At 72.5% G+C, this 23331-nt stretch carries 16 protein-coding genes and 1 riboswitch; of the genes, 2 read left to right on the top strand and 14 right to left on the bottom strand.

Annotated features, from left to right (window positions below; genetic code table 11):
* Positions 1-256 precede the first annotated feature (256 nt).
* The 4 genes from ligA to mnmA all read right to left on the bottom strand — a co-directional run bounded on the left by ligA (position 257) and on the right by mnmA (position 5363).
* Positions 257-2449 (bottom strand): NAD-dependent DNA ligase LigA, encoded by a 2193-nt coding sequence (gene ligA / locus ACFQRF_RS08540; protein ID WP_379870264.1) that lies wholly within the window; start codon positions 2447-2449, stop codon positions 257-259.
* A 20-nt stretch (positions 2450-2469) separates the two neighbouring features.
* On the bottom strand, positions 2470-3492 hold the full coding sequence (locus ACFQRF_RS08535) for a methionine synthase (RefSeq protein ID WP_379870262.1): 1023 nt from the start codon (positions 3490-3492) through the stop codon (positions 2470-2472).
* A gap of 57 nt (positions 3493-3549) precedes the next feature.
* Positions 3550-4068, bottom strand: a complete 519-nt coding sequence (locus tag ACFQRF_RS08530; RefSeq protein ID WP_379870261.1) for a DedA family protein — start codon at positions 4066-4068, stop codon at positions 3550-3552.
* Positions 4069-4274: 206 nt separating this feature from the next.
* Positions 4275-5363, bottom strand: coding sequence for a tRNA 2-thiouridine(34) synthase MnmA (mnmA, locus tag ACFQRF_RS08525; RefSeq protein WP_379870259.1), 1089 nt, complete (start codon positions 5361-5363; stop codon positions 4275-4277).
* Between the two features lie 97 nt (positions 5364-5460).
* On the opposite strand from mnmA, the gene ACFQRF_RS08520 reads away from it, so the two are divergent.
* The gene (locus tag ACFQRF_RS08520; RefSeq protein WP_379870258.1) at positions 5461-6639 is read left to right on the top strand and encodes a DUF695 domain-containing protein; all 1179 of its coding nucleotides are present in this window, start codon (positions 5461-5463) and stop codon (positions 6637-6639) included.
* Positions 6640-6862: 223 nt separating this feature from the next.
* Here the strand turns inward: ACFQRF_RS08520 and ACFQRF_RS08515 are convergent, their stop codons facing one another.
* The 10 genes from ACFQRF_RS08515 to glgP all read right to left on the bottom strand — a co-directional run bounded on the left by ACFQRF_RS08515 (position 6863) and on the right by glgP (position 20692).
* The gene (locus ACFQRF_RS08515; RefSeq protein WP_379870256.1) at positions 6863-8032 is read right to left on the bottom strand and encodes a cysteine desulfurase family protein; all 1170 of its coding nucleotides are present in this window, start codon (positions 8030-8032) and stop codon (positions 6863-6865) included.
* Positions 8033-8137: 105 nt separating this feature from the next.
* Positions 8138-9097 carry an electron transfer flavoprotein subunit alpha/FixB family protein gene (locus ACFQRF_RS08510; RefSeq protein WP_379870255.1) on the bottom strand — a complete coding sequence of 320 codons (960 nt, stop codon included), beginning with the start codon at positions 9095-9097 and terminating at the stop codon, positions 8138-8140.
* Positions 9098-9131: 34 nt separating this feature from the next.
* Positions 9132-9929: an electron transfer flavoprotein subunit beta/FixA family protein gene (locus tag ACFQRF_RS08505; RefSeq protein ID WP_379870253.1), complete on the bottom strand. Its 798-nt coding sequence runs from the start codon at positions 9927-9929 to the stop codon at positions 9132-9134.
* 255 nt (positions 9930-10184) lie between these two features.
* Positions 10185-12260 (bottom strand): serine/threonine-protein kinase, encoded by a 2076-nt coding sequence (locus ACFQRF_RS08500; RefSeq protein ID WP_379870252.1) that lies wholly within the window; start codon positions 12258-12260, stop codon positions 10185-10187.
* Between the two features lie 691 nt (positions 12261-12951).
* A complete protein-coding gene (locus ACFQRF_RS08495) occupies positions 12952-13494 on the bottom strand; it encodes a YbaK/EbsC family protein (RefSeq protein ID WP_379870250.1) in 543 nt (180 codons plus the stop codon).
* A gap of 140 nt (positions 13495-13634) precedes the next feature.
* The gene (locus ACFQRF_RS08490; RefSeq protein WP_379870249.1) at positions 13635-14423 is read right to left on the bottom strand and encodes an enoyl-CoA hydratase/isomerase family protein; all 789 of its coding nucleotides are present in this window, start codon (positions 14421-14423) and stop codon (positions 13635-13637) included.
* A gap of 125 nt (positions 14424-14548) precedes the next feature.
* The gene (locus tag ACFQRF_RS08485) at positions 14549-15283 is read right to left on the bottom strand and encodes an energy-coupling factor transporter transmembrane component T family protein (protein WP_379870435.1); all 735 of its coding nucleotides are present in this window, start codon (positions 15281-15283) and stop codon (positions 14549-14551) included.
* 38 nt (positions 15284-15321) lie between these two features.
* Complete coding sequence (locus tag ACFQRF_RS08480; protein WP_379870248.1) at positions 15322-16857, bottom strand: ABC transporter ATP-binding protein; 1536 nt, start codon at positions 16855-16857, stop codon at positions 15322-15324.
* A 1-nt stretch (position 16858) separates the two neighbouring features.
* On the bottom strand, positions 16859-17461 hold the full coding sequence (locus ACFQRF_RS08475; RefSeq protein ID WP_379870247.1) for an ECF transporter S component: 603 nt from the start codon (positions 17459-17461) through the stop codon (positions 16859-16861).
* A gap of 59 nt (positions 17462-17520) precedes the next feature.
* Positions 17521-17626: riboswitch (TPP riboswitch) on the bottom strand.
* Between the two features lie 426 nt (positions 17627-18052).
* Positions 18053-20692, bottom strand: a complete 2640-nt coding sequence (gene glgP, locus ACFQRF_RS08470) for an alpha-glucan family phosphorylase (protein ID WP_379870245.1) — start codon at positions 20690-20692, stop codon at positions 18053-18055.
* Between the two features lie 555 nt (positions 20693-21247).
* On the opposite strand from glgP, the gene ACFQRF_RS08465 reads away from it, so the two are divergent.
* Positions 21248-23233, top strand: a complete 1986-nt coding sequence (locus ACFQRF_RS08465) for an alpha-1,4-glucan--maltose-1-phosphate maltosyltransferase (RefSeq protein WP_379870243.1) — start codon at positions 21248-21250, stop codon at positions 23231-23233.
* Positions 23234-23331 lie beyond the last annotated feature (98 nt).

Here is a 23331-nt window from a genome sequence, read left to right as displayed (position 1 = left end):
TCACCCCCATGACCGGTTCGGGCCTCGTCTGGGATTCGGGTACAGCCGTTCAGGCCCAGCTTACGACGCTTCGTCACCAGCTGTCGCCATTTGGAGACTTTAGGTAAGCCATGGTTCCCCTGCCACAATCGCCCGATTCGCTCAAGAATACTGCGGGAGGTAGCCTGATGACTGCGTATCGTAGAGCCCAGCGCGCCATCGGCTACTCAATGAGTACCCGAACGGGCCGACCACTCACGCCAGGCTGACGATTCGATCACTCTTCGTGATGTCCCGCTTCGACGGCCAGCGGCTTGGCCGCATCCGGTCCCTCCTCGAGCAGCACCCGGAAGCCCTGCTCGTCGAGGATCGGCACACCGAGTTGCACGGCCTTGTCGTACTTGGAACCCGGGCTGTCGCCGACCACCACGAAATCGGTCTTCTTCGACACCGACCCCGTGACCTTGCCGCCCCGCTCGGCCACCGCCTCCCTGGCGCCGTCCCGGCTGAACTCCACCAGCGAGCCGGTGACCACGAGGGTGACCCCCTCCAGCAGCCGCGGACCGGTCTCGGCGCCTTCCTCCTCCATGCGCACGCCGGCCGCCCGCCACTTCGCCACGATCTCGCGGTGCCAGTCCACCGAGAACCATTCGACGATCGACGCGGCGATGGTGGGGCCGACCCCCTCGACCGAGGCCAGCTCCGTCTCGTCGGCGGCGGCGATGGCGTCGATCGACCGGAAGTGCCGGGCGAGATCCTCGGCCGCGCGCGGGCCCACGTGCCGGATCGACAGCGCCACCAGCACCCGCGCCAGCGGCCGGTTCCTGGCCTGCTCCAGTTGCTCGAACAGCTTCTCGACCGTCTTCTTCGGCTCGCCCTTCTGGTTGGCGAAGAAGGTGACCACCTTTGGCTCACCGGTCTTGGGGTCGATCTTCGGCTCGGTGGTGTCGGGATCGAGGACCAGCGTCTTGATCGGCAGCAGCTGCTCCACGGTGAGGTCGAACAGGTCGCCCTCGTCGCGCAGCGGCGGCTCCTCCGGCTCCAGTGGCTGGGTCAGCGCGGTCGCGGCGACGTAGCCGAGCGCCTCGATGTCCAGCGCCTTGCGGCCGGCGATGTAGTAGACGCGCTCGCGCAGCTGCCCCGGGCAGTGCCGGGTGTTCGGGCAGCGCAGGTCGACGTCGCCCTCCTTCTGCTGACCGAGCACCGTGCCGCACTCCGGGCAGACCTTCGGCATGACGAACGGGCGCTCGGAGCCGTCGCGGCGGTCCAGCACCGGGCCGACGATCTCGGGGATCACGTCCCCCGCCTTGCGCAGCACGACGATGTCGCCGATCAGCACCCCCTTGCGCTCCACCTCCCGGGCGTTGTGCAGGGTGGCGAACTCCACCTCGGACCCGGCCACCCGGACCGGCTCCATCACGCCATAGGGCGTGACACGGCCGGTGCGGCCCACGTTCACCCGGATGTCCACCAGCCGGGTGGTGACCTCCTCCGGCGGGTACTTGTAGGCGATGGCCCAGCGCGGGGCGCGGCTCGTGGAGCCCAGGCGGCGCTGCGTGGCGACGTCGTCGACCTTCACCACCACGCCGTCGATCTCGTACTCGGGATCGTGCCGGTGTTCGGCGTAGAAATCGATGTACTCGCGCACCCGGTCCAGGGACTCCACGACCCGGTAGCGGTCGCTGATGGGCAGCCCCCACGCGCGCAGCTTCTCGTACGCCTCGGACTGGCGGCCGAACCGCGCACCGTCCACCGCGCCCACACCGTGGCAGAGCATGCTCAGCGGGCGCGTCGCGGTCACCCTGGGGTCCTTCTGCCGCAGCGAGCCGGCCGCCGCGTTGCGCGGGTTGGCGAAGGGCGGTTTGCCCTCGTCGGCCAGCCGTGCGTTGAGCGCCTCGAACGCCTCGCCCGGCAGAAAGACCTCTCCGCGCACCTCCAGCAGCGCGGGAGCGGGGTACTCGCTCTCGTCCAGGTGCACCGGAACCGCGTCGATGGTCCGGATGTTCAGGGTGATGTCGTCGCCGACCCGGCCGTCGCCGCGAGTGGCCGCCCGCACCAGGTGGCCGTTCTCGTACACGAGGTCGACGGCCAGGCCGTCGATCTTCAGCTCGCACAGGTAGGCGTCGACCGCGATCTCGTTCTCGACGCGCAGCGCCCAGGCGTCCAGCTCGGCGGGGTCGAAGGCGTTGTCGAGGCTCTGCATCCGCTCCAGGTGCTCGACCGGGGCGAACTCGTTGCTGATGGGCGCGCCGACCGTCTGGGTGGGCGAGTCGGGCGTCCGCAGCTCCGGATGGGCGTCCTCGATCCCGCGCAGCTCCGCCATCAGCGCGTCGTACTCGGCGTCGGAGATGATCGGGCTGCCCAGGTAGTAGCGGTAGCTGTAGTCGTCGAGGTCCTGACACAGCTGAGCGTGCCGCTCGCGCACCTTGGCGGGGACTCCATCGACGGTGGTCGATTTTTCCGCGCTCACCTGGGCACGTCCTTTCGTCGTCATCGTCGTGGCTCGTCGCGCAGCACGCGGGCCGCCGCCCGGCAGGCGGTCAGGGCGGTACGCGCGTACACCGGCGAGGCGCCGGCCAGTCCGCAGGACGGGGTGGTGACCACCGTCCGGGCCAGCAGCTCCGGCGCGAAACCGATCCGGTTCCACAGTTCACGTACAGGGTCGACGGTAGCGGCGGGATCGGACAGATTCCGGTCCGTACCCGCCACGACACCCAGGAAGAGTCCTACCCCGTTCTCCACGGCCGTGCCGATGGCCTCGTCCGACGCACGGGTCAGCCACGCCACGTCCAGGCCGATGGCGCGCGCGCCGGACCGGCGCAGCAGATCGATCGGGACCGAGCGGGCGCAGCAGTGCGCCACCGGAACGGCGCCCGCGCGCGCCACGGCGTCGAAGACCGTGCGCAGCCGCTCCTCGGCGGTGACCCGCTCGACCGCCGGCAGCCGGCTGTACCCGCTAGCGGTGGGGACCGTCCCGAGCAGCGCCGCCGGCAGGGACGGCTCGTCGACCTGCACGATCGGTTCGGCCCCGGGCACCCGTCTGCGCACGTCGCGGACGTGGGCGCCGACCGCCTCGGCCAGTGCCTCGGTGAGGTCGCGCACCGCTCCGGCGTCCGCGAGCAGCTTCTCACCGCCACGCAGCTCGATCGACGCGGCCAGGGTCAACGGCCCGGCCAGCTGCACCTTGAGCGGGCCCGCGTAGGCGTGCGCGCGCTCCTCCAGGGCGTCGAGGTCGTAGGAGAGGAAGTCCCGTGCGCGGGCGAGGTCGCGCCCCGGCCGCTGGGCCACCCGCCACCCGGACGGCTGCACCTCCACGGGGAACTCCGGCAGCATTCCGGCGGTGCGGCCGACCATGTCCGCGCCGGCGCCGCGCGCCGGAAGCTCCGGAAGGTGCGGAAGCTCGGGAAGTTCGCCCACGATGGTCCGTACGGCCTCGGCCGGATCCTCCCCCGGCCAGGACCCCACTCCGGTGGCACTCGCCTCGGGCCAGGGAAGACGCTGCTGCTCGTTCACGATGCCCAAGGTTAGAGCAGCGCCGCGCGCGACCGGACACGCGCGCGGGCGGCCCGGTCAGGCGGTCGTCTCCTCCTGCGCGGGTTCCTGCCGGGACGGCGCACCGGCGCTGCTCCGGGACCGCCGGCGCCACAGCACGATGCCGACCACGGCCGCGCCCGCCAGAACCGCCACGGTCACCGCGAGCAGCGGCGAGCGCAGGAAGAGGCTCCACCACGCCCCGATGACCGCCATGCCGCCCAGGCTGTACACGGCCGCCCACGCCAGGCAGCCGACGAACATCGCGGCGAGGTAGCGGGGAAAGCTCATGCGCATGGCGCCGGCGGCGAGGTTCACCGCGGTCTGGATCCCGACGGTGAGGAAAGAGAGGGTGACCGCGGGCGGGCCGAACCGGTCGATCAGCCGCTCGGCCCGGGTCAGCCGCTCCCCCAGGCGCCGGGCCAGGCCGGAGCGGTGCACGCCGGCGCCGATGCCGCGGCCGATCCAGTACGTGGCCTGGGCCCGGGCGAAGACGATACCGAGGAGGGCGGCGTAGACCACCCAGAAGGGGCGTCCCTCCAGGAACTCGTACGGCATCCGGCCCTCCACGCCCGGCGTCTCCGGCGGGCGGCGACTAGCAGTGTGACTGTGCTATGCCTAACCTAACTTCCGGGTGCGCGAACGGACAGGGCCGGACGTCGGGTGAAATGTCACCGTCGGCACGCTGCCCTGGCCGTTCCCGGCCGCCCCGGCCGATCCCACGACCCGGAAGCGGCGGCGGGACGCCACGGCGGCCGGCACCGTCACCCCGCCGCGGCGGCCTCGGCCCGTCGGGCGGTCTCGGCGATGGTGCCCGAACCGAGGACGACGTCGCCGTCGTACAGCACCGCGGCCTGTCCCCGGGCGACGCCGGTGGCCGGCTCGGCCAGGCGCACGACGAGACGGCCGTCATCGTCCTGCCACGCCCGGCAGGCGTGCACCTCGCCGTGCGCCCGCAACTGGACCGTGCACGCGAACGGCTCGGCCGGCGGCTCGCAGCCGTTCCATACCGGACGCTCCGCCACGATCTCGTCGACCGCGAGCGCCGCGCGCGGGCCGACCTTGACCGTGTTGTTCACCGGCTCGATGGAGAGCACGTACCGCCGGTCCACGGAGCCGCCCAGGTTGAGACCCCGCCGCTGGCCCACGGTGAACGCGTGCGCGCCGTTGTGCGTGCCCAGAACCTCGCCGGACTCGTCCACGATCGGGCCGGGCTCGCTTCCCAGCCGCCCGTTGAGGAAGCCGGCCGTGTCGCCGTCGGCGATGAAGCAGATGTCGTGGCTGTCCGGCTTGTCGGCCACCGCGAGCCCGCGCCGCTCGGCCTCGGCGCGAACCTCGGCCTTGGTGCAGTCGCCCAGCGGGAACATCGCGTGCTCGATCTGCTCCCGGGTGAGCACCGCCAGCACGTAGGACTGGTCCTTGGCCTCGTCGACGCTGCGCCGCAGCCGCCCGTCGATCTTGCGCACGTGGTGCCCGGTGCACACCGCGTCGAAGCCGAGCGCGACCGCGCGGTCCAGCACCGCCGCGAACTTGATCTTCTCATTGCACCGCAGGCAGGGATTGGGCGTGCGGCCGGCGGCGTACTCGGCCACGAAGTCCTGCACCACGTCGCGGTCGAATTCCTCGGCCATGTCCCAGACGTAGAAGGGGATGCCGATCACGTCTGCGGCGCGGCGGGCGTCGCGGGAGTCCTCGACCGTGCAGCAGCCGCGGGCGCCGGTGCGGTAGGACTGAGGATTCTTGGCGAGGGCCAGGTGCACGCCGGTGACGTCGTGCCCGGCCTCGGCGGCACGGGCGGCGGCCACGGCGGAGTCGACGCCGCCGGACATGGCGGCCAGTACACGCAAAGTCATAACAGCATCCAGCCTAAGCGCTGATACGGATCGGTCCCGACGGGTTTTCCGGTGAACCGGTGCTGAGGCGGTCGCGTCGTTCTGCGAAAATCGGGGTATGGGTCTGTTCCGTCGCCGCCGCTCCACCGACTCCGAGTCCGCCGTCGCCGTGGAGGAGTTCTGGGCCCACTGGGCCGATGTCCGGACCGATCTCGCGGCCTCGCTCGACGCCGGCACCCCCGTGCCCGAGGACGCCGCACACCGGCTCACCGAGCGCGTGCGGCGCATTCACCCGGCGCTGTCCTGGGAAGTGTCCCGTGCGCCGCAGAGCGCGCTGCGCGGCCTGGAGGACCTGCGGCTCGACGACGACACCCGCGAACTCCTGGCCCGGATGGACGACCTGGACGCCCCACCGGCGCGGTCCGCGCCGCCCGCGCAGGAGCCCGAGTACGCACTGGTGCTGAGCGCCGGCGCCGACGACTCCGCGCGGGTGCTCGCCGAACGCTGGCGGCGCTCCGCCCCGCAGGAGGACGCCTGGCGGTTCCTGCCCGCGCGCCCGGCCGACCACGACCGGCTGGCCAAGCCGGTGAACTGGGAGGGCGACGAACTCGACCTGGCGCACGCCACGGTCGCGCTGCGGGTGAACCAGAAGCTCGGCAAGATCGAGGTGAGCGTCTACCACCCCGATTTCATGTTCCTCTCCGAGGAGGCGCGCTCCGGCGTGGCCGACCTCGTGGTGATGCTGGCGCTCGGCGAGGACGACGTGGTGCGCTGGATCGGGTCGGTCACCCCGCTGGTGGAGAAGCCGCTGGATCCGCTGCCGCCCACCTCCATGCCTTCTGTCGTGCAGCAGCTCTCGGGGACGCTGGGCGGCGGCGGGTGGGTCACGCTGCAGGGCCGCATCCCGTTGCGCGGCACCATCCAGATCTCGGTCCGGCACCCGCTGCACCGCCGCGACTTCCCGGCGTTCACCCTCTACGTGCAGGTGACGGTCGCCTACGCCGAGGCCGACGCCGACCGGCTGCCCACCGGCGCGTCCGCGACGGCGCTGGAGAGCTTCACGCTCGGTCTGCGCGACCTGCTGGGCGAGGACGGCGCGCTGCTGGCCCAGCAGACGGTCGGCGGGCAGCGCCAGTACCACTTCTACCTCGACCCCGACTCCGGGGTGTACGCCACGCTGGAGAAGGCCGTCCGCGGGTGGACGGAGGGACGCACCCAGATCCACAGCCTGCTGGACCCGGGGTGGGAGACGATCGACCAGATCAGCCGACCGGTACGGCGCCAGCTGGGGCACTAAAAGCGGCGAGCCGTCGAGCTTCCGGAGCCGCCGACGGCACGGCCGAAGGCCACACCCCGTCGACGGCGGAGGGAAGCGAAACGGCGAGCGCGACCCGAAACACCAAGCGGCGAGCCGTCGAGCGCCCGGAGCCGCCGACGCCCTCGGGCGCAGCCCCTCCGTGTCGGCGGCGAAGGCAAGCAGACGGCGCGCCGGAGCGGAAACGCCGCTCTCCCGCTCCTGCTCAGCGGCGCCGGGCGCGGGCGGCGCGGGCGCGCTGCACCGCCGGGCCGATGGCCTCGGCCAGCGCCTTGACGTCCTCGTGCCCGGAGCCGCGCCCGAGCGAGAACCGCAGGGAGGCGTTCGCCGTGTCGGGATCGGCCCCCATGGCGAGCAGCACGTGGCTGGGCTGGGCGACCCCCGCCGAGCACGCCGATCCGGTGGAGCACGCGATCCCGCGGGCGTCGAGCAGCATCAGCAGCGCATCGCCCTCGCACCCGGGGAACGACAGGTGCGCGATCCCGGGCAGCCGGTCGGTGGGGTGGCCGTTCTCGCGGACGTCGGGGACGACCTCGCGCACGGCGGTCACCAGTTCGTCGCGCAGCTCCGCCAGCGCGGTGGCGTGCGCGGTGCGCTCGGCCGTGGCCAGCCGCACGGCGGTGCCGAATCCGCGCAGCAGCGGGGTCATCAGGGTGCCGGACCGGACCTCGCGCTCCTGGCCGCCGCCGTGCAGTACCGGGACCGGGTCAACGCCGCGCGCCAGCAGCAGCGCCCCCGCGCCCACCGGGCCGCCGATCTTGTGGCCGGAGACGGTCATGGCCGACACACCGCTGGCGGCGAAGTCGACGTCGACCGCCCCCACCGCCTGCACCGCGTCGGTGTGGAAGGGGATTCCGTACTCGCGGGCCACCGCCGCCAGCTCTGGGACGGGCTGGAGGGTGCCGACCTCGTTGTTGGCCCACATGACGGAGATGAGGGCGACGTCGCCGGGAGAGCGTTCGATGGCGGCGCGAAGCGTCTCGGGGAGCACCCGTCCGCACGCGTCCACCGGGAGCTCCTCGTAGAGGGCATCCTGGTGGTCGGCCAGCCATCGGGCCGGATCGAGCACGGCGTGGTGCTCCACGGAGCCGACCAGGACGCGCCGCCGGGCGGGGTCGGCCTGGCGGCGGGCCCAGTAGAGCCCCTTGACCGCCAGGTTGTCGGCCTCGGTCCCGCCGGCGGTGAACACGACCTCGTTGGGGGTCGCGCCCAGCGATGCGGCGACGGCCTCGCGCGCCTCCTCCACGACCCGGCGGGCGCGGCGGCCCGCGCCGTGCAGCGAGGAGGCGTTGCCGAGTTCACCGAACTCCGCCGTCATGTCGGCGATGACCTCTGGCCGCACCGGGGTGGTGGCGGCGTGATCCAGATACACCATGGCGGTTCCAGAATACGGCGCGTGCCCGGGCCGGAGCATCCCGGGACGGCACCGAACGCGCCGCGGCCCGGGGACGGCTCCCCGGGCCGCGGCGCGGAGCCGGCGCTACTTGCGCCGGTTGATCTCGTCGGTGAGCTGCGGAGCCACCTTGTGCAGGTCGCCGATCACGCCGAAGTCGCTGAGCTCGAAGATGGGCGCCTCGGGGTCCTTGTTGACCGCGACGATGTTGTTCGAGGTCTGCATCCCGGCCCGGTGCTGGATCGCGCCGGAGATGCCCAGCGCGATGTAGAGCTGCGGGGAGACCGTCTTGCCGGTCTGCCCGACCTGGAACTGGTTCGGGTACCAGCCGGAGTCGACGGCCGCCCGGGACGCGCCCACCGCGGCGCCCAGGCTGTCGGCGAGGTTCTCCACCACCGAGAAGTCCTCGGAGCCCACTCCCCGGCCGCCGGAGACCACGATGGCCGCCTCGGCGAGCTCGGGGCGCTCCCCCTGCTCCTGCTGGACGCGCTCGACGACCCGGGCCGCCTTGGCGGCGTCGGACAGTTCGACCGTGACCGCCTCCCGCGCCGCCTCGCCCGGCGTCTCGGCCGGAGCGGCCGCGATCGAGTTGGGACGCACGGCGATGACCGGCACCCCCGTGCGGACCCGGGCGTGGGTGACCACGGACCCACCGAACACGGAGTGCTCGGCGACGGGGCCGGAGTCGTCAACATCGAGGGCGACCACGTCGGTGAGCACGCCCGATCCCAGCTTGACGGCCAGCCGGCCGGCGATCTCCTTGTTGGCGGCGGTGGCCGACACCAGGACGGCGGCGGCCGACGACTCCTGTGCCAGCTTGGCCAGCAGCTCGGCCGTCGGCGCCACGACGTAGTCGTTCAGCTCGGCCGGCGCGACGTACACCTTCGCGGCCCCGAACTCGGCGAGCCGCGCGGCGCCCTCCTCGGCGCCGTCACCGACCCACACCGCCGAGGGCTCGCCGATGCGGCGGGCGGCGGTGAGCAGCTCGGTGGTGACCTTCTTGACCTCTCCGTCGACGTGGTCGACGAGGACGAGGACCTCAGCCATGTTCCCTATCCCTCTTTCGTCTCCGCCGGACCCGTCAGATGAACTTCTTGGCGGACAGGAACTCGGCGACCTTCAGACCGCCCTCGCCCTCGTCCTTGACGATGGTGCCGGCGGCGCGCGGCGGGGCCGCGGCGGCGTCCACGACCTCGGTGGCCGCGGCGGCCAGGCCGACCTCGGCGTCGGCGGGGTCGCCCGGGACCTCGATGCCCACGTCGGCGAGCGTCAGCTTCTGCACCGGCTTCTTCTTGGCCGCCATGATGAGCTTGAACGACGGGTAGCGCGGCTCGTTGATCTTCTCGACCACCGAGACGACCGCCGGCAGCTCGGCCTCGACGACGTCGTAGCCGTAGTCCGCCTGGCGCTGGATGCGGATCGAGCCGCCGTCGATGTCGACCTTGCCGGCCAGCGTGAGCTGGGGCAGCCCCAGGTACTCGGCGAGCGCGGCGCCCACGATGCCGGTGCGGGCGTCGGTCGACTCCGAGCCGAGCACCACGACGTCGAACTCCAGCGTGCCCAGCGCCTTGGAGAGCGCGTACGCCGTCTGCAGGGCGTCAGAGCCGTGCAGCGCGTCGTCGTTCAGGTGGACGGCCTTGTCCGCGCCCATGGACAGCGCCTTGCGGATGGAGTCCGTGGCCTGGTCCGGCCCCATGGACAGCACCGTGACCTCGCCGCCGTGCTTCTCCTTCAGCAGCAGCGCTTCCTCGATGGCGTACTCGTCCAGCTCGTTGATGACGCCGTCCGAGGCCGCCCGGTCCAGCGTGTGGTCCTCGGGCCGCAGTTTCCGCTCGGTCGCCGTGTCCGGGACCTGCTTGACCAAAACGACAATATTCATGGCCGGTGGCCGACCTCCCTGCACTCCCATGCGCCGTCCGTTCGGACGCCGCGGCCGCCCGCGCGTCGCGGATCACTGGTCACCAAGGGTGCCAGCCGAACCCCCGCGGGACGTCCGGTCGCGGGTGTGACGTTCCTGTCCCGCCCCCCGCGTCGATCGTATCGCTTGCCCACCCCGATGTTACTCACTAGTAGCCAGGAGGGTGGACACCTCCCCCACGCAATGAGAGGGAGGTGGCCCGGCGGGCTCCGGAGGTCAGCCGAACCACTGCGAGGGACCCGGGATCGGGTTCCACGCGGGCAGCACCTGGAAACCGAACACCAGGAGGAACAACGCCAGGAGGCACACCGCGACGATGAGCCCCCAGTACACGTACGGGTTGCGGATGCCGACGTTCTCGGTGAGCCAGACCGCCTGGCGGCGCGCCCCTCCACCGTTGGGGCCGAGGAAGGTGAGCAGCACGGTGATGGCCAGCGCGTAGGCGCCGACGTGGTTGGCATCGGACTCGCCGAACGTGAACCCGACGATCAGCCCCACGACGATGCCGCCGAGCAGGTAGCCGAGTCCGTAGAGCGCCGCCCGCCCGAGGGCGCGCAGCAGCGCCCAGGGCATGCTCAGCGCGACCACCATGCTGTCCGAACTCCGCGGCCCCCGAGTCTGCAGGCGCCGGGCGTGTTCCACCTTGACGGTGTCGAGGGCGGCGAGAACCGAGGCACCCAGTAGCCCGACGATCAGCCCGATCGTCGGAACCATCAGCGTCAGCCCGGCCAGTGCCAGCAGCAGCGGAATCAGGATGAGCGACGGCAGCCGCCGCGGCTCGGCCTCCTCCTGCTCCTCATCCTCCGGGAAGTAGTCGCTCAGCCGGTCACTGCGGCCGTACTCCGAGCGGCGGCGCCCGAACAGGCCGCGGCGCGGCTCCTCCTCGTCCTCGTCAGCGAACTCGTCGGCCTGGAAGGTGGCCGTGCGGTCCGGTGCGGTCCGGCCACGGTCGTAGTCCACGGGGGTGAGGATGTCGCGGAACTCTTCGGGGCGCAGCGTGGAGTTGAAGAAGTGCGTCCGTGGCGCGTGCGGGTCGTCATCGGGGTCATCGGCCGGGAGCAGACCGGTGCGCTGCGGGTCGTCCGCGACGGCGCCTCCGGCGACCATGGTGCGGTCGGATCCCTCGTCCCAGTCGGCACCGCCGGAGCCCGCCACCATCGTCTGGTCGGGCCGCTGCGCGCGGGTGGCCTGGGGGTCCTGGACACGGGTGGCGTTCGCGTCCAGTTCGGCGTTCACCGCCACGGACGGCTCGCGCACCTGGGTGGCGTCGGAGTGCCCGCCGTGCTCGTCCCCCCAGCCGCCCGCCAGCCCGCCGGCCGCCGCGCCCGCCGCCGCACCGGCGAGTCCACCGGCCGCCGCGGCGCCGGCGGCACCGAAGCCGTCATCGTCACCGCGGTCGGGACGGGGGGCCTGCACCGTGTGGTGGCCGGTCAGGCCGGATGCCTGGTAGCCCTCCTCGGTCCAGGGCAGGTCCAGGTTGAGCCGCGAGGTCTCGGCGAGGAGCTGCTGGGCGGTCGGCCGGTCCCGCAGGTCGCGCGACACGGCCGCCAGGACCAGCGGCTTCAGCGCCTCGGGCATGCCGTCGAGGTTGATCTCGCCGTTGAGGATGCGGAAGAAGATCACCTCGAACGCGCCGGCGCCGTACGGCGGGTTTCCGGTGGCGGCGAACGCGACGGTGGCGCCCCAGGCGTGGATGTCGGTGGCGGGGCCGAGGTCGGTGCCCTCGATGACCTCGGGCGACAAGTAGGAGGGGGTACCGACGAACGTGCCGGTCTGGGTCAGCTTGGCGCCGTCGACGGCATGGGCGATGCCGAAGTCGATGACGATGGGCTCGCCGTTGGAGATGATGACGTTGCCGGGCTTGAGGTCGCGGTGGATGACGTCGGTGGCGTGAATGTCGTTGATGGCCTGCGCCAGGCCCGAGACGAACCGGGTGAGCGCGCGACCGCGCAGCGGGCCGTGGTTGGTGACGGTGGAGTCCAGCGTCGGGCCGGGGATGTACTCGGTGACGACCCAGGGCAGCGGCGCGTTGGTGTCGGCGTCGATCACTCCGGCGACGTTGCGGCTGTTGACCCGGCGCATTGTCTCGACCTCGCGGGCCAGCCGCGCCCGCGCGATGTCGTCGCCGGCCACCTCCGACCGCAACACCTTGATCGCGACCAGCCTGTCCTGGGGGTCCACGGCCTGGTACACGACGCCCATACCGCCCTGCCCGATCTTCCGGCGGATCTGGTACGGGCCAATGCGTTCCGGCAGCCCCTCGCCCTCGGGGAAACCTGCCGTCATTGCCATCGCGAACTCATCCCCTCAAACCGCGCGAAACACCTCGCCCAGCCTAGCGGCCGGGGTGCGCGGGCCGCGGCGTAGCCGACCCGCAACTGCTCCTGGATCACGGCGATCCACCGACGGCTGCGCGCCGTCGGCCTCATGTCGAGCGCGGTGGCTCCGCTGCGCCGTCGTCCGCCGGTGCGACCGGACGCCGCACGGTACCGCGCTCGCCGGACAACTCCATGAGTATGACGGAAAATCCGAGGGGTCGGTTCCGCCCGCGCCGACCGGGCGCGGCCATCGCCGCGGCGCCCCGTGGCGGGTGCGGCCGGTCCGGCGCCGGCGGCACCCGCCACGAACCGGGGGAATGTCAGGGCGGCCCCGGAGGCACCGTCCGGGTCATCCCTGCCCGCCGTACCCGTCGCCGTGCCATCGTCGGCCGCCGGCACAAGGAGAACCGCGTCCGGAGGCGTCAGCGCTTCCGACGATCAGCGGCTCGCCCTTGCGCTTCCCGTCCTGCCCACCGCCTCGCTCCCCTCCACCACCCGACGGAAGGGGCCCGGCGGCCGGCGTCGAGCCTCCGGACGCTCAGCGGCTCGCCGCTGCACCCCCGGTCACGCTCACCACCTCACTCCCCTCCACCGCCAACGCGGAAAGGGCGACGCACGGAGACGCCGACGCTCCGGACGCCCGGCGGCTCACCGCTCCCGGCCCCCTACGCGGCCGGACGGGCGAGGCCCTCGACCACCTCGGCGCCGGGCAGATCGGCCAGGCTGCGGCCGGGCACCACGAGCTTGGACCGGCGCAGCCCGCTGCCGATCACCACGTGCGGCTGCTCCAGCACGGCGGCGTCGACCAGAATCGGCCAGTCCTCCGGCAGCCCGACCGGGGTGATGCCGCCGTACTCCATCGCGGTCGCGCTGACCGCATCGTCCTGCGGCGCGAACGACGCCTTACGTGCGTCCATCCGGCGGCGCACCACGCCGTTGACGTCGGCACGGGTGGTCGCGAGCTGAACGCAGGCGGCCAGCCGGGTGACGGCGCCGCGCCGCGCCGCGATCACCACGCAGTTCGCCGACGCCTCCAGCGGGATTCCGTAGGCGTCCGCACAGCTCGCGGTGTCGGCGAGGTCCGGATCGATCTCCGCGACCAGCGGCTCCGCCGCCGGGCCGTCCTTCCACCGGGCGAGCGCCGCGGCGACCGGCTCGGCCAGCAGGTCGGGCCGCTCCAGCGCGGGGTGGGTGTCGAGTTTCCACATGGCTTCCTGTCTACCTCTCCTGCTGCTCCCCGCACACACGTTCACCGTTTCCCGCCATCCGTCCGAGTCGCCGTAGCTCCGGCGACTCGGACGGATGGCGCCCGGGCGCCATCGCCGTGGCCCGGGCCGGGCGGGAAACGTCAGCGTCCCTCGAAGACGGCCTTGCCCGGCCCCTTCTCCATGAAGCTCCGCATGCCGGTCTTCTGATCCTCGGTGGCGAACAGCGCCGCGAACTGGAGCCGCTCGATCTCCAGCCCGGTGACGAGGTCGGTCTCCAGCCCGCGGTCCACGGCCTGCTTGGCGGCCCGCAGCGCCACGGCCGGGCCACCGGCGTAGCGGGCGGCCATGGCGACCGCGGTCGGGTACACCTCGGCCGCCGGGACCACCGCGTCGACCAGGCCGATCCGCAGCGCCTCCTCGGCGTCGACGTGCCGGCCGGTGAAGATGAGGTCCTTGGCGCGGGCCGGGCCGATCAGCCGGGGCAGCCGCTGCGTGCCCCCGGCGCCGGGGATGACGCCGAGCTGGATCTCGGGCTGGCCGAGGCGGGCGTCCTCGGCGGCCACCCGGAAGTCGGCGCACAGCGCGAGCTCGCAGCCGCCGCCCAGCGCGTACCCGGTGACGGCCGCGATGACCGGTTTGGGGATCTCCGCCACCGCGGTGAAGGCCCTCTGGAGCCGCCCGGAGTGCGCGGACATGGCGGCGTAGTCCATGTCCGCCATCTCCTTGATGTCGGCACCGGCCGCGAAGACCCGCTCCCCGCCGTAGAGCACGACGGCGCGGACGTCATCGTCGGCCGCCACCTGGGCCGCCGCCGCGCCGATCTCCTCCTGGACCTGGGCGTTGAGCGCGTTCATTTTGGGCCGGTCCAGCCGGATCACGGCCACGGCCGGGGTCTTCGGGTCGGTCTCCACTCGGACGAACTCCGCCACGGTCAGCCCCTTTCAGCTGTGTGCGGTCTGCGTCACCTCTGGCTCTCCCCGTAACTATCACGCCGCGGCGGGCCGCGGGGCGGCCGCTCCCCGGATGGTGCGGCGGTGTCGCGTCGGGCGCGGCCTCACCGGAACAACGGCCGCCAGGTGCCCAGCGCCACCGACAGGGCGTGCGCGCCGCACAGCAGCAGCACGGTTCCGGCCACCAGCCACGTGTCCGGCGCCCGCCAGGGGCTGCTCCGCGCGTGCGTCCGGGGTCCGGTGCCGAAGGCGCGGGCGTCCATCGCCATGGCGAGCAGCGTCCCGGTCCGGATGGCGCGAACCAGCAGCGCGAAGGTCATGCCCGCGACGGCCGCCACTGCGGTGACCGGGTTGCGCCCGGCCTCCAGCCCGCGTGCCCGGCGCGCCAGCGTCAGGGAGCGCCACTGTGCGGCCAGCAGGGGCACCAGCCGCAGCGCGGCGAGCACCCCGATGGCCGGCCGCTCGGGCATGCGCAGTCGCTGGACCAGGGCGTCGGCCAGGTCGGTGGGGTCCGTGCTGAGCGCGACCAGCACCCCTGGCAGGGCGATCGCCAGCAGCCGCACCACCGCGCCGAGCGCCCCTACCGCGCCCGTCTCGCCGAACAGCAGGTTGACGAGTCCGATCGACGCCCCCATGAGCGCCAGCGAACCGGCGGCGACCAGCAGCCGCCGTCGGGGCACACCGGAGAACGGCACGAGCACGGCCGTGGCCAGCAGCGGCACTCCGCTGGTGACCGGGTCGACCACCGGGATCAGCGCCGCGGCGACCAGCAGCGCGGCGACGAGCTTGGCCGCCGGGTCGGCCCGCGCCAGCCACGCGCGTGCGCCCTCCGGCCGCATGGCCGCGCCCACGGCGGCTCCGTGCGCGGCGGACGCGGTCACCCGGCGCCTCCCCCGGACGTTGCCGCGGCCGGTGCCACGCGGCCGGCGGCGATCCGCAACCGCACATCGGCGAAGCGGTCCAGCAGCAGCTCGTCATGGGTGGCCATGACGATGGCGCGGCCCTCGGCCCGCAGCGCGGCGAGCAGTTCGACCACCTCGGCCCAGGTCCGGGTGTCCTGGCCGAACGTCGGCTCGTCCAGGAGCAGCACGTCGGGAGCGTGTGCCGGGCCGGAACTGAGCGCGGTCGCCACCGAGAGCCGGCGCTTCTCGCCACCGGACAGCGTGTAGGGGTGAACGTCGGCGAGCGGACGCAGCCGCAGGCGCTCCAGCAGTTCGTCCACCCAGGCCGCGGTCTCGGCGCGGCCGAGCCCGGCACGCTCGGGGGCGAACCGGAGTTCGTCGCGGACGGATCCCGTCACGAACTGGTCCTCGGCGTGCTGGAAGACCGTGCCCACGTGACGGGCCAGGCGGCGGGCCGGCCAGCGGGACAGCGGGCGGGCGCTGACGGCGGCCAGCGCACCTCGCGGCAGGACGGCACCGGAGTGCGGCCGGGTGAGCCCGGCCAGCAGCATGAGCAGCGTGGACTTGCCGGAGCCGTTGCGGCCGGTGAGGGCGGTGGCCGTCCCCGCCGGCACCACGGCGGTGGCGCCGTCCAGCACGGTGGCCGGCTCCGCCCCCGGCGCGGCGATGTCCATGGGCGTGCGGGCCACACAGTCGACCGCCTCGACGAGCGGGCCGCCGCCCGGCGCACGTGGGATCCTGGGGCGCGGTTCCCGGCCGGGAACCCACACGCCGTGGGCGGCGAGGCGATCTCCGTGCTCGGCGAAGACCGTGTGCGGGCGGCCGTCGGCGGCCACACCGCCGCCGGGTTCCAGCACGACGACACGGTCCACCAGGTCCACCACGTCGGCCACCCGGTGCTCGACCAGGACGACGGTGGCCGAGGTGTCCGCCGCGATCCGGCCGATCACCTCCCGGACGAGCCGGGCGCCCTCCGGGTCGAGGTTGGCGGTGGGCTCGTCGAGGAGCAGCAGCCGTGGGCGCATCGCCAGCACCCCGGCGATCACCAGCCGCTGCTTCTCACCGCCGGAGAGCGCGGCGGTGCCACGTCCCGGCTCGTACGGGAAGCCGACCTCGGCGAGCGCGTCGCCCACCCGCTCCCAGATCTCGGCACGGGGAACGGCCAGGTTCTCCAGGCCGAACGCCACGTCGTCACCGGCCCGCGCCATCACCAGCTGGGTCTCGGGGTCCTGACCGACCAGCCCGGCACCGCCGCGCCGGCGGTCGGCGGGCGCGCCGTCGACGCGCAGCTCGCCCTCCTCCGTGCCGGTGATGGCGCCGTCGTCACCGGTCAGCCCGGCCAGCGCGTGCAGCAGGGTGCTCTTGCCCGCGCCGGAGGCGCCGAGCAGCAGGACGCGCTCGCCGGGTTCGATCCGCAGGTCCACGCCGCGCAGCGCCCATCCGGTCCGCCCGGAGTGCCGCCAGCCCCAGCCCGTGAGCTCGACGCGCGCTCCGCCCTCGGTGCGCGCCACGTCAGCCGCGCGCCGAAGGGAACGGTGCCAACGCCCCCGCACGGGCCAGCGCGCTGGTCAGCAGCCGGCCGCCGACCCCGCCGATCACCGCGGCGCTGAGCACGACGAGAACCGCGTAGGCCGCCTGATACGCGAACGGCCAGGTCGGGTAGTACAGCGTGAGGTCCATGACCACGGGGGCGAGACCCGCGACGGCACCGGCGGTCACGGCGGCGCCCATTCCCCAGCGGCGGTATCCGGTCAGCGCGAAGACGATCTCGGGGAGCAGTCCCTGCAGCAGCCCGGACACCAGCACCATCAGCCCCCAGCCGGTGCCGAGCAGCGCCGACACGGTCGCGGCGGCGATCGAGGTGAGCACACCGGCACCGGGCCGGCGGATGATCAGCGGCCCGAGGACCCCGGGCAGCAGCCACACGCCGTACAGCACGGCCTGCGCCGGTGGGAAGGCGAGGAACAGCACGTCGGTGGCCTGCCAGAGCATGCCCCAGAACCAGAAGACGACGCCGAGCGCGACGCCCAGCACGGCCGCGACCACGATATCGACGGTCCGCCAGCGCAGCAGCCGGCCCGCCGGGGCGCTCTCGGTGGAGGAGGAGGTTGTCACAGGTGTCCCTTCGCGTCACGACGAGAAGGCCCAGCCCGAGAGCACCCGCCCGGATACGGCGGACGGTTCCCACGACTTCCTTCGCTGGCATGACCCAGATCAGGTGGCTAAGGGTCTGCGGCCGGGCCGCACTCTCAGCGCCGAAGCGCTCCCCTGTCGGTTCCCCCATTATGCGGCCAATACCGACGAACCGGTCAACCGGTCCGGCCGGGCGGTCTCCCATCCGGCCGAACGGCCGGTCCCCCGCCTTCCGGCGGGACCGGCCGTTGACGGGGTCTGCCGGACCGGCCACGGACATGGCCGAGGGCGCCACCGGGGCACGGAACGTTCACGACCACCGACCAGGACACCCGGACGGACACGGACGGTCTCCTCAGCGGTCCGGGTGTACTGAGCACTGGGGTCGGAGACGGCCGGACCGGCTCGACCGGCCGCGGTAGGCGGCCCGGTCGAAGGCCGCCCCGCCATCCGCGCCCGCTGCGGTTCTCCCGCTGGTCGCGGGGGTGCGCGATGGTCGCCGTGATACCCCGGCCCCGCAGCACCGTTCCCGGCGCTGCTTCACCAGGTCCGCAGGCCGTCCGCGAACTCCGTCTACCGCAGCACCAGCCCGTCGTGCATCTCTTGCGGTGGCTCCGGGACGAGCACCAGACCGAGTTCCGCGGGACCGCTGAGCAGCGGATGGTCCGGGAGCACCCGGACGGTGCAGCCGAGCGCCCCGGCGCGGTCCAGTGGCACGCGGCCGGTGTAGCGGACCAGCGGGCCGTCGGCGGCGGCCGGTGTCAGGCGGGCCGGTACCGGGTCCGTCAGCTCGTCGCCCGGGCCGATGCGGCCGACCACCGCCTCCACCCGGACGTCGGACGGGTCCAGGTCGCCGAGCACCAGGGTGGCCCGCACTTCGAGTTCGTCGCCCACCTGCGGCGGGTCCGCCGACCCGACGGCCTCCACGTGTTCCACGTGCAGAGCCGGCCAGGCCTGCACGACACGCCGCTTCCAGGCGGCCAGCTCGTGTACGCCGGCCAGCCCGTCGGCGGTCAGGCGGCGCGAGGCGTCCGCGGCGCCCTGGTACAGCTGCCGGACGTAGTCCCGCACCATGCGGGTGGCCAGCACCTTGGGGCCGAGTGAGACGAGCGTGTGCTTGACCATCTCCAGCCAGCGCTTCGGCAGGCCGCCCTCGTCGTGGTCGTAGAACAGCGGCGCCACCTGATCCTCGATCAGCGAGTACAGGGCGGCCGCCTCCAACTCGTCACGCCGGTCGGGATCGGGGACGCTGTCGGCCGTGGGGATGGCCCAGCCGTTGGAGCCGTCGAACCACTCGTCCCACCAGCCGTCGCGGACGGAGAGATTGAGCCCGCCGTTCAGCGCGACCTTCATGCCCGACGTTCCGCACGCCTCCAGTGGGCGGAGCGGGTTGTTCAGCCAGACGTCGCTGCCCTGGACGAGGGACCGCGCCACCGCCATGTCGTAGTCCGGCAGGAAGACGATCCGGTGCCGCACGGTGGGGTCATCGGCGAACCGCACGATCTCCTGAATGAGCCGCTTGCCTCCCTCGTCGGCCGGATGCGCCTTGCCTGCGATGACGATCTGCACCGGCCGTTCCGGGTGCAGCAGCAGCCGGCGCAGCCGCTCGCGGTCGCGCAGCATCAGGGTGAGCCGCTTGTAGGACGGAACCCGCCGGGCGAATCCGATCGTCAGCACGTCGGGGTCCAGGACGTCGTCGATCCAGCCGAGTTCCGCGTGACTGGCACCGCGCTGCCGCCACGAGCGGCGCAGCCGGTGCCGGACGTCGGCCACGAGGCGCCGCCGCAACGTACGCCGCATCTCCCACAGGTCGCGCTCGTCCGTTCCGGTCACCTTGCGCCAGCCGTCCGGACGTTCGAACTCCTCGGAGTCCGGCACGATCCGGGCGGCCAGCTCCTGGGCCTCCTCCGCCACCCAGGTCCGCGCGTGCACGCCGTTGGTGATGGAAGTGATCGGCACCTCGTCGGCGTCGAAGCCCGGCCACAGGCCGCGGAACATCTCACGGCTGACCTCGCCGTGCAGCCGGCTGACGCCGTTGACCCGTTGTGCCAGCCGCATGCCCATCACGGCCATGTTGAAGACGTGCGGGTCGCCGCCCTCGTAGTTCTCCGCCCCCAGTGCCATGACCCGGTCGGGCGGCAGCCGGTCGACGACCCCGCCGCCCGCGTGACGATGGACGGCGGACGCCAGATGCCGCTGCACGAGGTCACGGGGGAAACGGTCGATTCCGGCCGGAACCGGGGTGTGCGTGGTGAACACCGTGCCCGCGCGGGTGGCCTCGACCGCCTCGTCGAAGTCGAGCCCGTCGCCGGTGACGTACTCACGGACCCGCTCCAGGCCGAGGAACCCGGCGTGCCCCTCGTTCATGTGGAAGACCTCCGGAGCCGGATGCCCGGTGAGCGCGCAGTAGGCGCGGACGGCGCGCAGGCCGCCGATCCCCAGCAGCAGTTCCTGGCGGAGCCGGTGGTCGGTGCCGCCGCCGTACAGGCGGTCGGTGACGCGCCGCAGCTCCGCGTCGTTGGCCTCATGGTCGGCGTCGAGCAGCAGCAGCGGAACCCGGCCGACCCGCACGACCCAGACGTGCGCGGTCAGCTCGCGGTCCTCCGGCAGGTCGACGCGCACCTCCACCGGCGCGCCGTCCGGATGCCGCAGCCGGGTCATCGGCAACCCGCGCGGGTCGAGCTCGGGATACTCCTCCAGCTGCCAGCCCTCGGGAGACAGCGTCTGGGAGAAGTACCCGTGCCGGTAGAGCAGCCCGACGCCGATGAGCGGCACGCCGAGGTCGCTGGCGCTCTTGAGGTGGTCACCGGCGAGGATGCCCAGTCCGCCGGAGTACTGCGGCAGTGCGGCGGTCAGCCCGTACTCGGCGGAGAAGTAGGCGACGCCCGCGGGCGGCTCGCCGCCGTTCTCCGCGGCCAGGCCTTGATACCAGCGCGGTTCGGTCAGGTAGCCGTCGAGGTCCGCGGTGGCGGCCCGCAGCCGCGCGCAGAACGCCTCATCGGCCGCCAGTTCGGCGAGGCGGTCCGCGTCGGCCTCGCCGAGCAGCCGGAGCGGATCGTGGCCGACCTGTTCCCACAGTTCCTGGTCGACGGCGGCGAAGACCTCCCGCGTGGGCGCGTGCCAGGCCCAGCGCAGGTTGGCCGCGAGCCGGCCCAGCGCGGCGAGCTCCTCGGGCAGGACGGTACGGACGGTGAACCTACGGATCGCCTTCACGCTGCCGAAGCTAGTTCACGGGGTCGCCGGGATGCGAGCTGATCGAAGGATCCGGTCGGGTGTGTCGGGAAATACGTTTTCGACCGACGCGCCCGCCGACGGAGCGCGAAGCATAAACGCGCGACGAAACTTACTTCCACGCCGTCCCAGACGCGAATTTTACTGTTTTTCGGCCGCGCTTATCCGGTGCGCTTTCACAGGGTTAACGACCCGGTTACTCTCCGCACACATCACTCTGCTGAACCTCCGCCCGCTTTGCCCTCCCTCTTGACCGGACGCACGAAATGCCATGTCAGAGCGGACCGGGTACCCTGTGACTACAATCACAAAATTAACGGCGGCCGGACTGTCGGAGAGTCGCCCATTCCGCCCGACGATAGAGATTGAGGCGCCGCGCACGCCTCCGTCCGAGGGCCCCGAATGGCGGGCTTTTCGGCCATATCGTGGTGCCTGCCCACTCTGTCCCTGTCAGTCGCTACCTGTTCTGGTTCTCCGACCGGAATACGCGCCAGCTCCACGCCCACCCGTCCACGCTCGAACTCCTACGGTGCATCTGTGATCGGACGCATTCCCATTCTCGACGTCGCCCCGGTCGTCGACTGCGGCACGGCCAAAGCCGTCGTCGGTGAGACCTTCCCGGTGAGCGCCACCGTGTTCCGCGAGGGACACGACTCGCTGCGAGCCGGGGTGGTCCTCTGGGATCCCGAGGGACGTCGCAGCCCGCTCGTCCCCATGACCGAGACCGCCCCCGGCACCGACCGGTACCGGGCCGACGTCACCGTCACCTCGGAGGGCCGGTGGAACTTCGCCGTCGAAGCCTGGTCGGACCCGTACGGCACGTGGCGGCACGCCGCCGAGATCAAGATCCCGCTCGGGCAGGACGTGGAACTCATGCTGGAGGAGGGCGCCCGGCTGCTGGAGCGCGCCGCCCGGCGGGTGCCCCGCCGGCCCACGCTGGCCGCGACGGCCGCCCGAATGCGCGACACGGCGCTGCCCGCGCGTGACCGGCTGGAGTCGGCACTCGCCCCGGAGGTGACCGCGGCGCTGGAGGCCGCCCCGCTGCGCGAACTGCTCACCCGGTCCCCCCGGTTCCCGGTCGAGGTGCACCGCCGGCGGGCGCTGTTCGGCTCCTGGTACGAATTCTTCCCGCGGTCCGAGGGCGCGGTGCTGGACGGCGGCAACGGTGAGCCCCGGTCGGGCACCTTCGCCACCGCGGCCAAACGGCTGCCCGCCATCGCCGACATGGGCTTCGACGTGGTCTACCTGCCGCCGATCCACCCCGTGGGGCACACCTTCCGCAAGGGCCGCAACAACTCGCTGACCCCGCAGCCGGGCGATCCCGGCTCGCCGTGGGCCATCGGGTCGCACGAAGGCGGCCACGATGCCGTCGACCCCGCACTCGGCACCATCGAGGACTTCGACGCCTTCGTCGCCGAGGCCCGCGACCTCGGGCTGGAGGTCGCGCTCGACCTCGCCCTGCAGGCGTCGCCCGACCATCCGTGGGTCACCGAGCACCCCGAGTGGTTCACCGTCCGCGCCGACGGATCCATCGCCTACGCGGAGAACCCGCCGAAGAAGTACCAGGACATCTACCCGATCAACTTCGACCGGGACCCCGAGGGGATCTACGCCGAGGTGCTGCGGATCGTGCGGCACTGGATGGCCCACGGAGTCCGCATCTTCCGCGTGGACAACCCGCACACCAAGCCGGTCCCGTTCTGGGAGCGGCTGCTGGCCGAGATCGCCCGCACCGACCCGGACGTGCTGTTCCTGGCCGAGGCGTTCACCCGGCCGGCGATGATGCAGACGCTGGCCAAGATCGGCTTCCACCAGTCCTATACCTACTTCACATGGCGTAACACCAAGGACGAGCTGACGGAGTACCTCAGGGAGCTCACCGAGGACTCCGCCGCGTACCTGCGGCCGAACTTCTTCCCGAACACACCGGACATCCTGCACGCCTACCTTCAGCACGGCGGCCGGCCCGCCTTCGCGATCCGCGCGGTGCTCGCGGCGACGATGTCACCGACCTGGGGCATCTACTCGGGTTACGAACTGTGCGAGAACCAGGCGGTGCGGCCCGGCAGCGAGGAGTATCTGGACTCGGAGAAGTACCAGTACCGGGCACGCGACTGGGCCGCCGCGGAAGCTACCGGAAACACCGTCACCGGACTGATACGCAGGCTAAACTCGATACGACGCGATCATCCGGCGTTGCAGGAGCTGCGTAACCTGCGGTTCCACCACGTCGACCAACCGGAACTGATCTGCTATTCCAAACGGCTGGCCGGGGCCGGCGACCAGGGATCCGACGACGTCGTCCTGGTGGTCGTCAATCTCGATCCGCACCACACGCGCGAAGCGACGGTGTGGCTCGACATGCCCGCCCTGGGGGTCTCCTCCGACGATCCGATCATCGTCGTGGACCATCTGTCGGGCGCTTCGTATCACTGGGGACGGGCGAACTACGTCCGTCTCGACCCGCACGTTCAGACCGCACACGTTTTCACAGTCACCCCCGCCGGAAGCACTCCGAGATGACCGTCACACCGGAGTCTTCCGTCGGCCGGGAACTGGACAGCCAACCGGTGGAGTACTAGTGAGCACACCTGAGCCGGGAACAGACAGCGGCCTCACGC

Source organism: Marinactinospora rubrisoli (assembly GCF_042664915.1).
GTDB classification, from domain to species: domain Bacteria; phylum Actinomycetota; class Actinomycetes; order Streptosporangiales; family Streptosporangiaceae; genus Marinitenerispora; species Marinitenerispora rubrisoli.
Note: the sequence above shows the minus strand (reverse complement) of the source record. Positions and strands in the feature narration are given on the sequence as shown.

What these genes read in the sequence shown, in the direction of transcription:
- ACFQRF_RS08500 (WP_379870252.1), bottom strand. Translation starts at nt 12,260, where the DNA reads ATGGCAATGACGGCAGGTTTCCCCGAGGGCGAGGGGCTGCCGGAACGC.
- ACFQRF_RS08505 (WP_379870253.1), bottom strand. Translation starts at nt 9,929, where the DNA reads ATGAATATTGTCGTTTTGGTCAAGCAGGTCCCGGACACGGCGACCGAG.
- ACFQRF_RS08530 (WP_379870261.1), bottom strand. Translation starts at nt 4,068, where the DNA reads ATGCCGTACGAGTTCCTGGAGGGACGCCCCTTCTGGGTGGTCTACGCC.
- ACFQRF_RS08495 (WP_379870250.1), bottom strand. Translation starts at nt 13,494, where the DNA reads ATGTGGAAACTCGACACCCACCCCGCGCTGGAGCGGCCCGACCTGCTG.
- ACFQRF_RS08485 (WP_379870435.1), bottom strand. Translation starts at nt 15,283, where the DNA reads ATGCGGCCGGAGGGCGCACGCGCGTGGCTGGCGCGGGCCGACCCGGCG.
- ACFQRF_RS08510 (WP_379870255.1), bottom strand. Translation starts at nt 9,097, where the DNA reads ATGGCTGAGGTCCTCGTCCTCGTCGACCACGTCGACGGAGAGGTCAAG.
- ACFQRF_RS08520 (WP_379870258.1), top strand. Translation starts at nt 5,461, where the DNA reads ATGGGTCTGTTCCGTCGCCGCCGCTCCACCGACTCCGAGTCCGCCGTC.
- mnmA (WP_379870259.1), bottom strand. Translation starts at nt 5,363, where the DNA reads ATGACTTTGCGTGTACTGGCCGCCATGTCCGGCGGCGTCGACTCCGCC.
- ACFQRF_RS08515 (WP_379870256.1), bottom strand. Translation starts at nt 8,032, where the DNA reads ATGGTGTATCTGGATCACGCCGCCACCACCCCGGTGCGGCCAGAGGTC.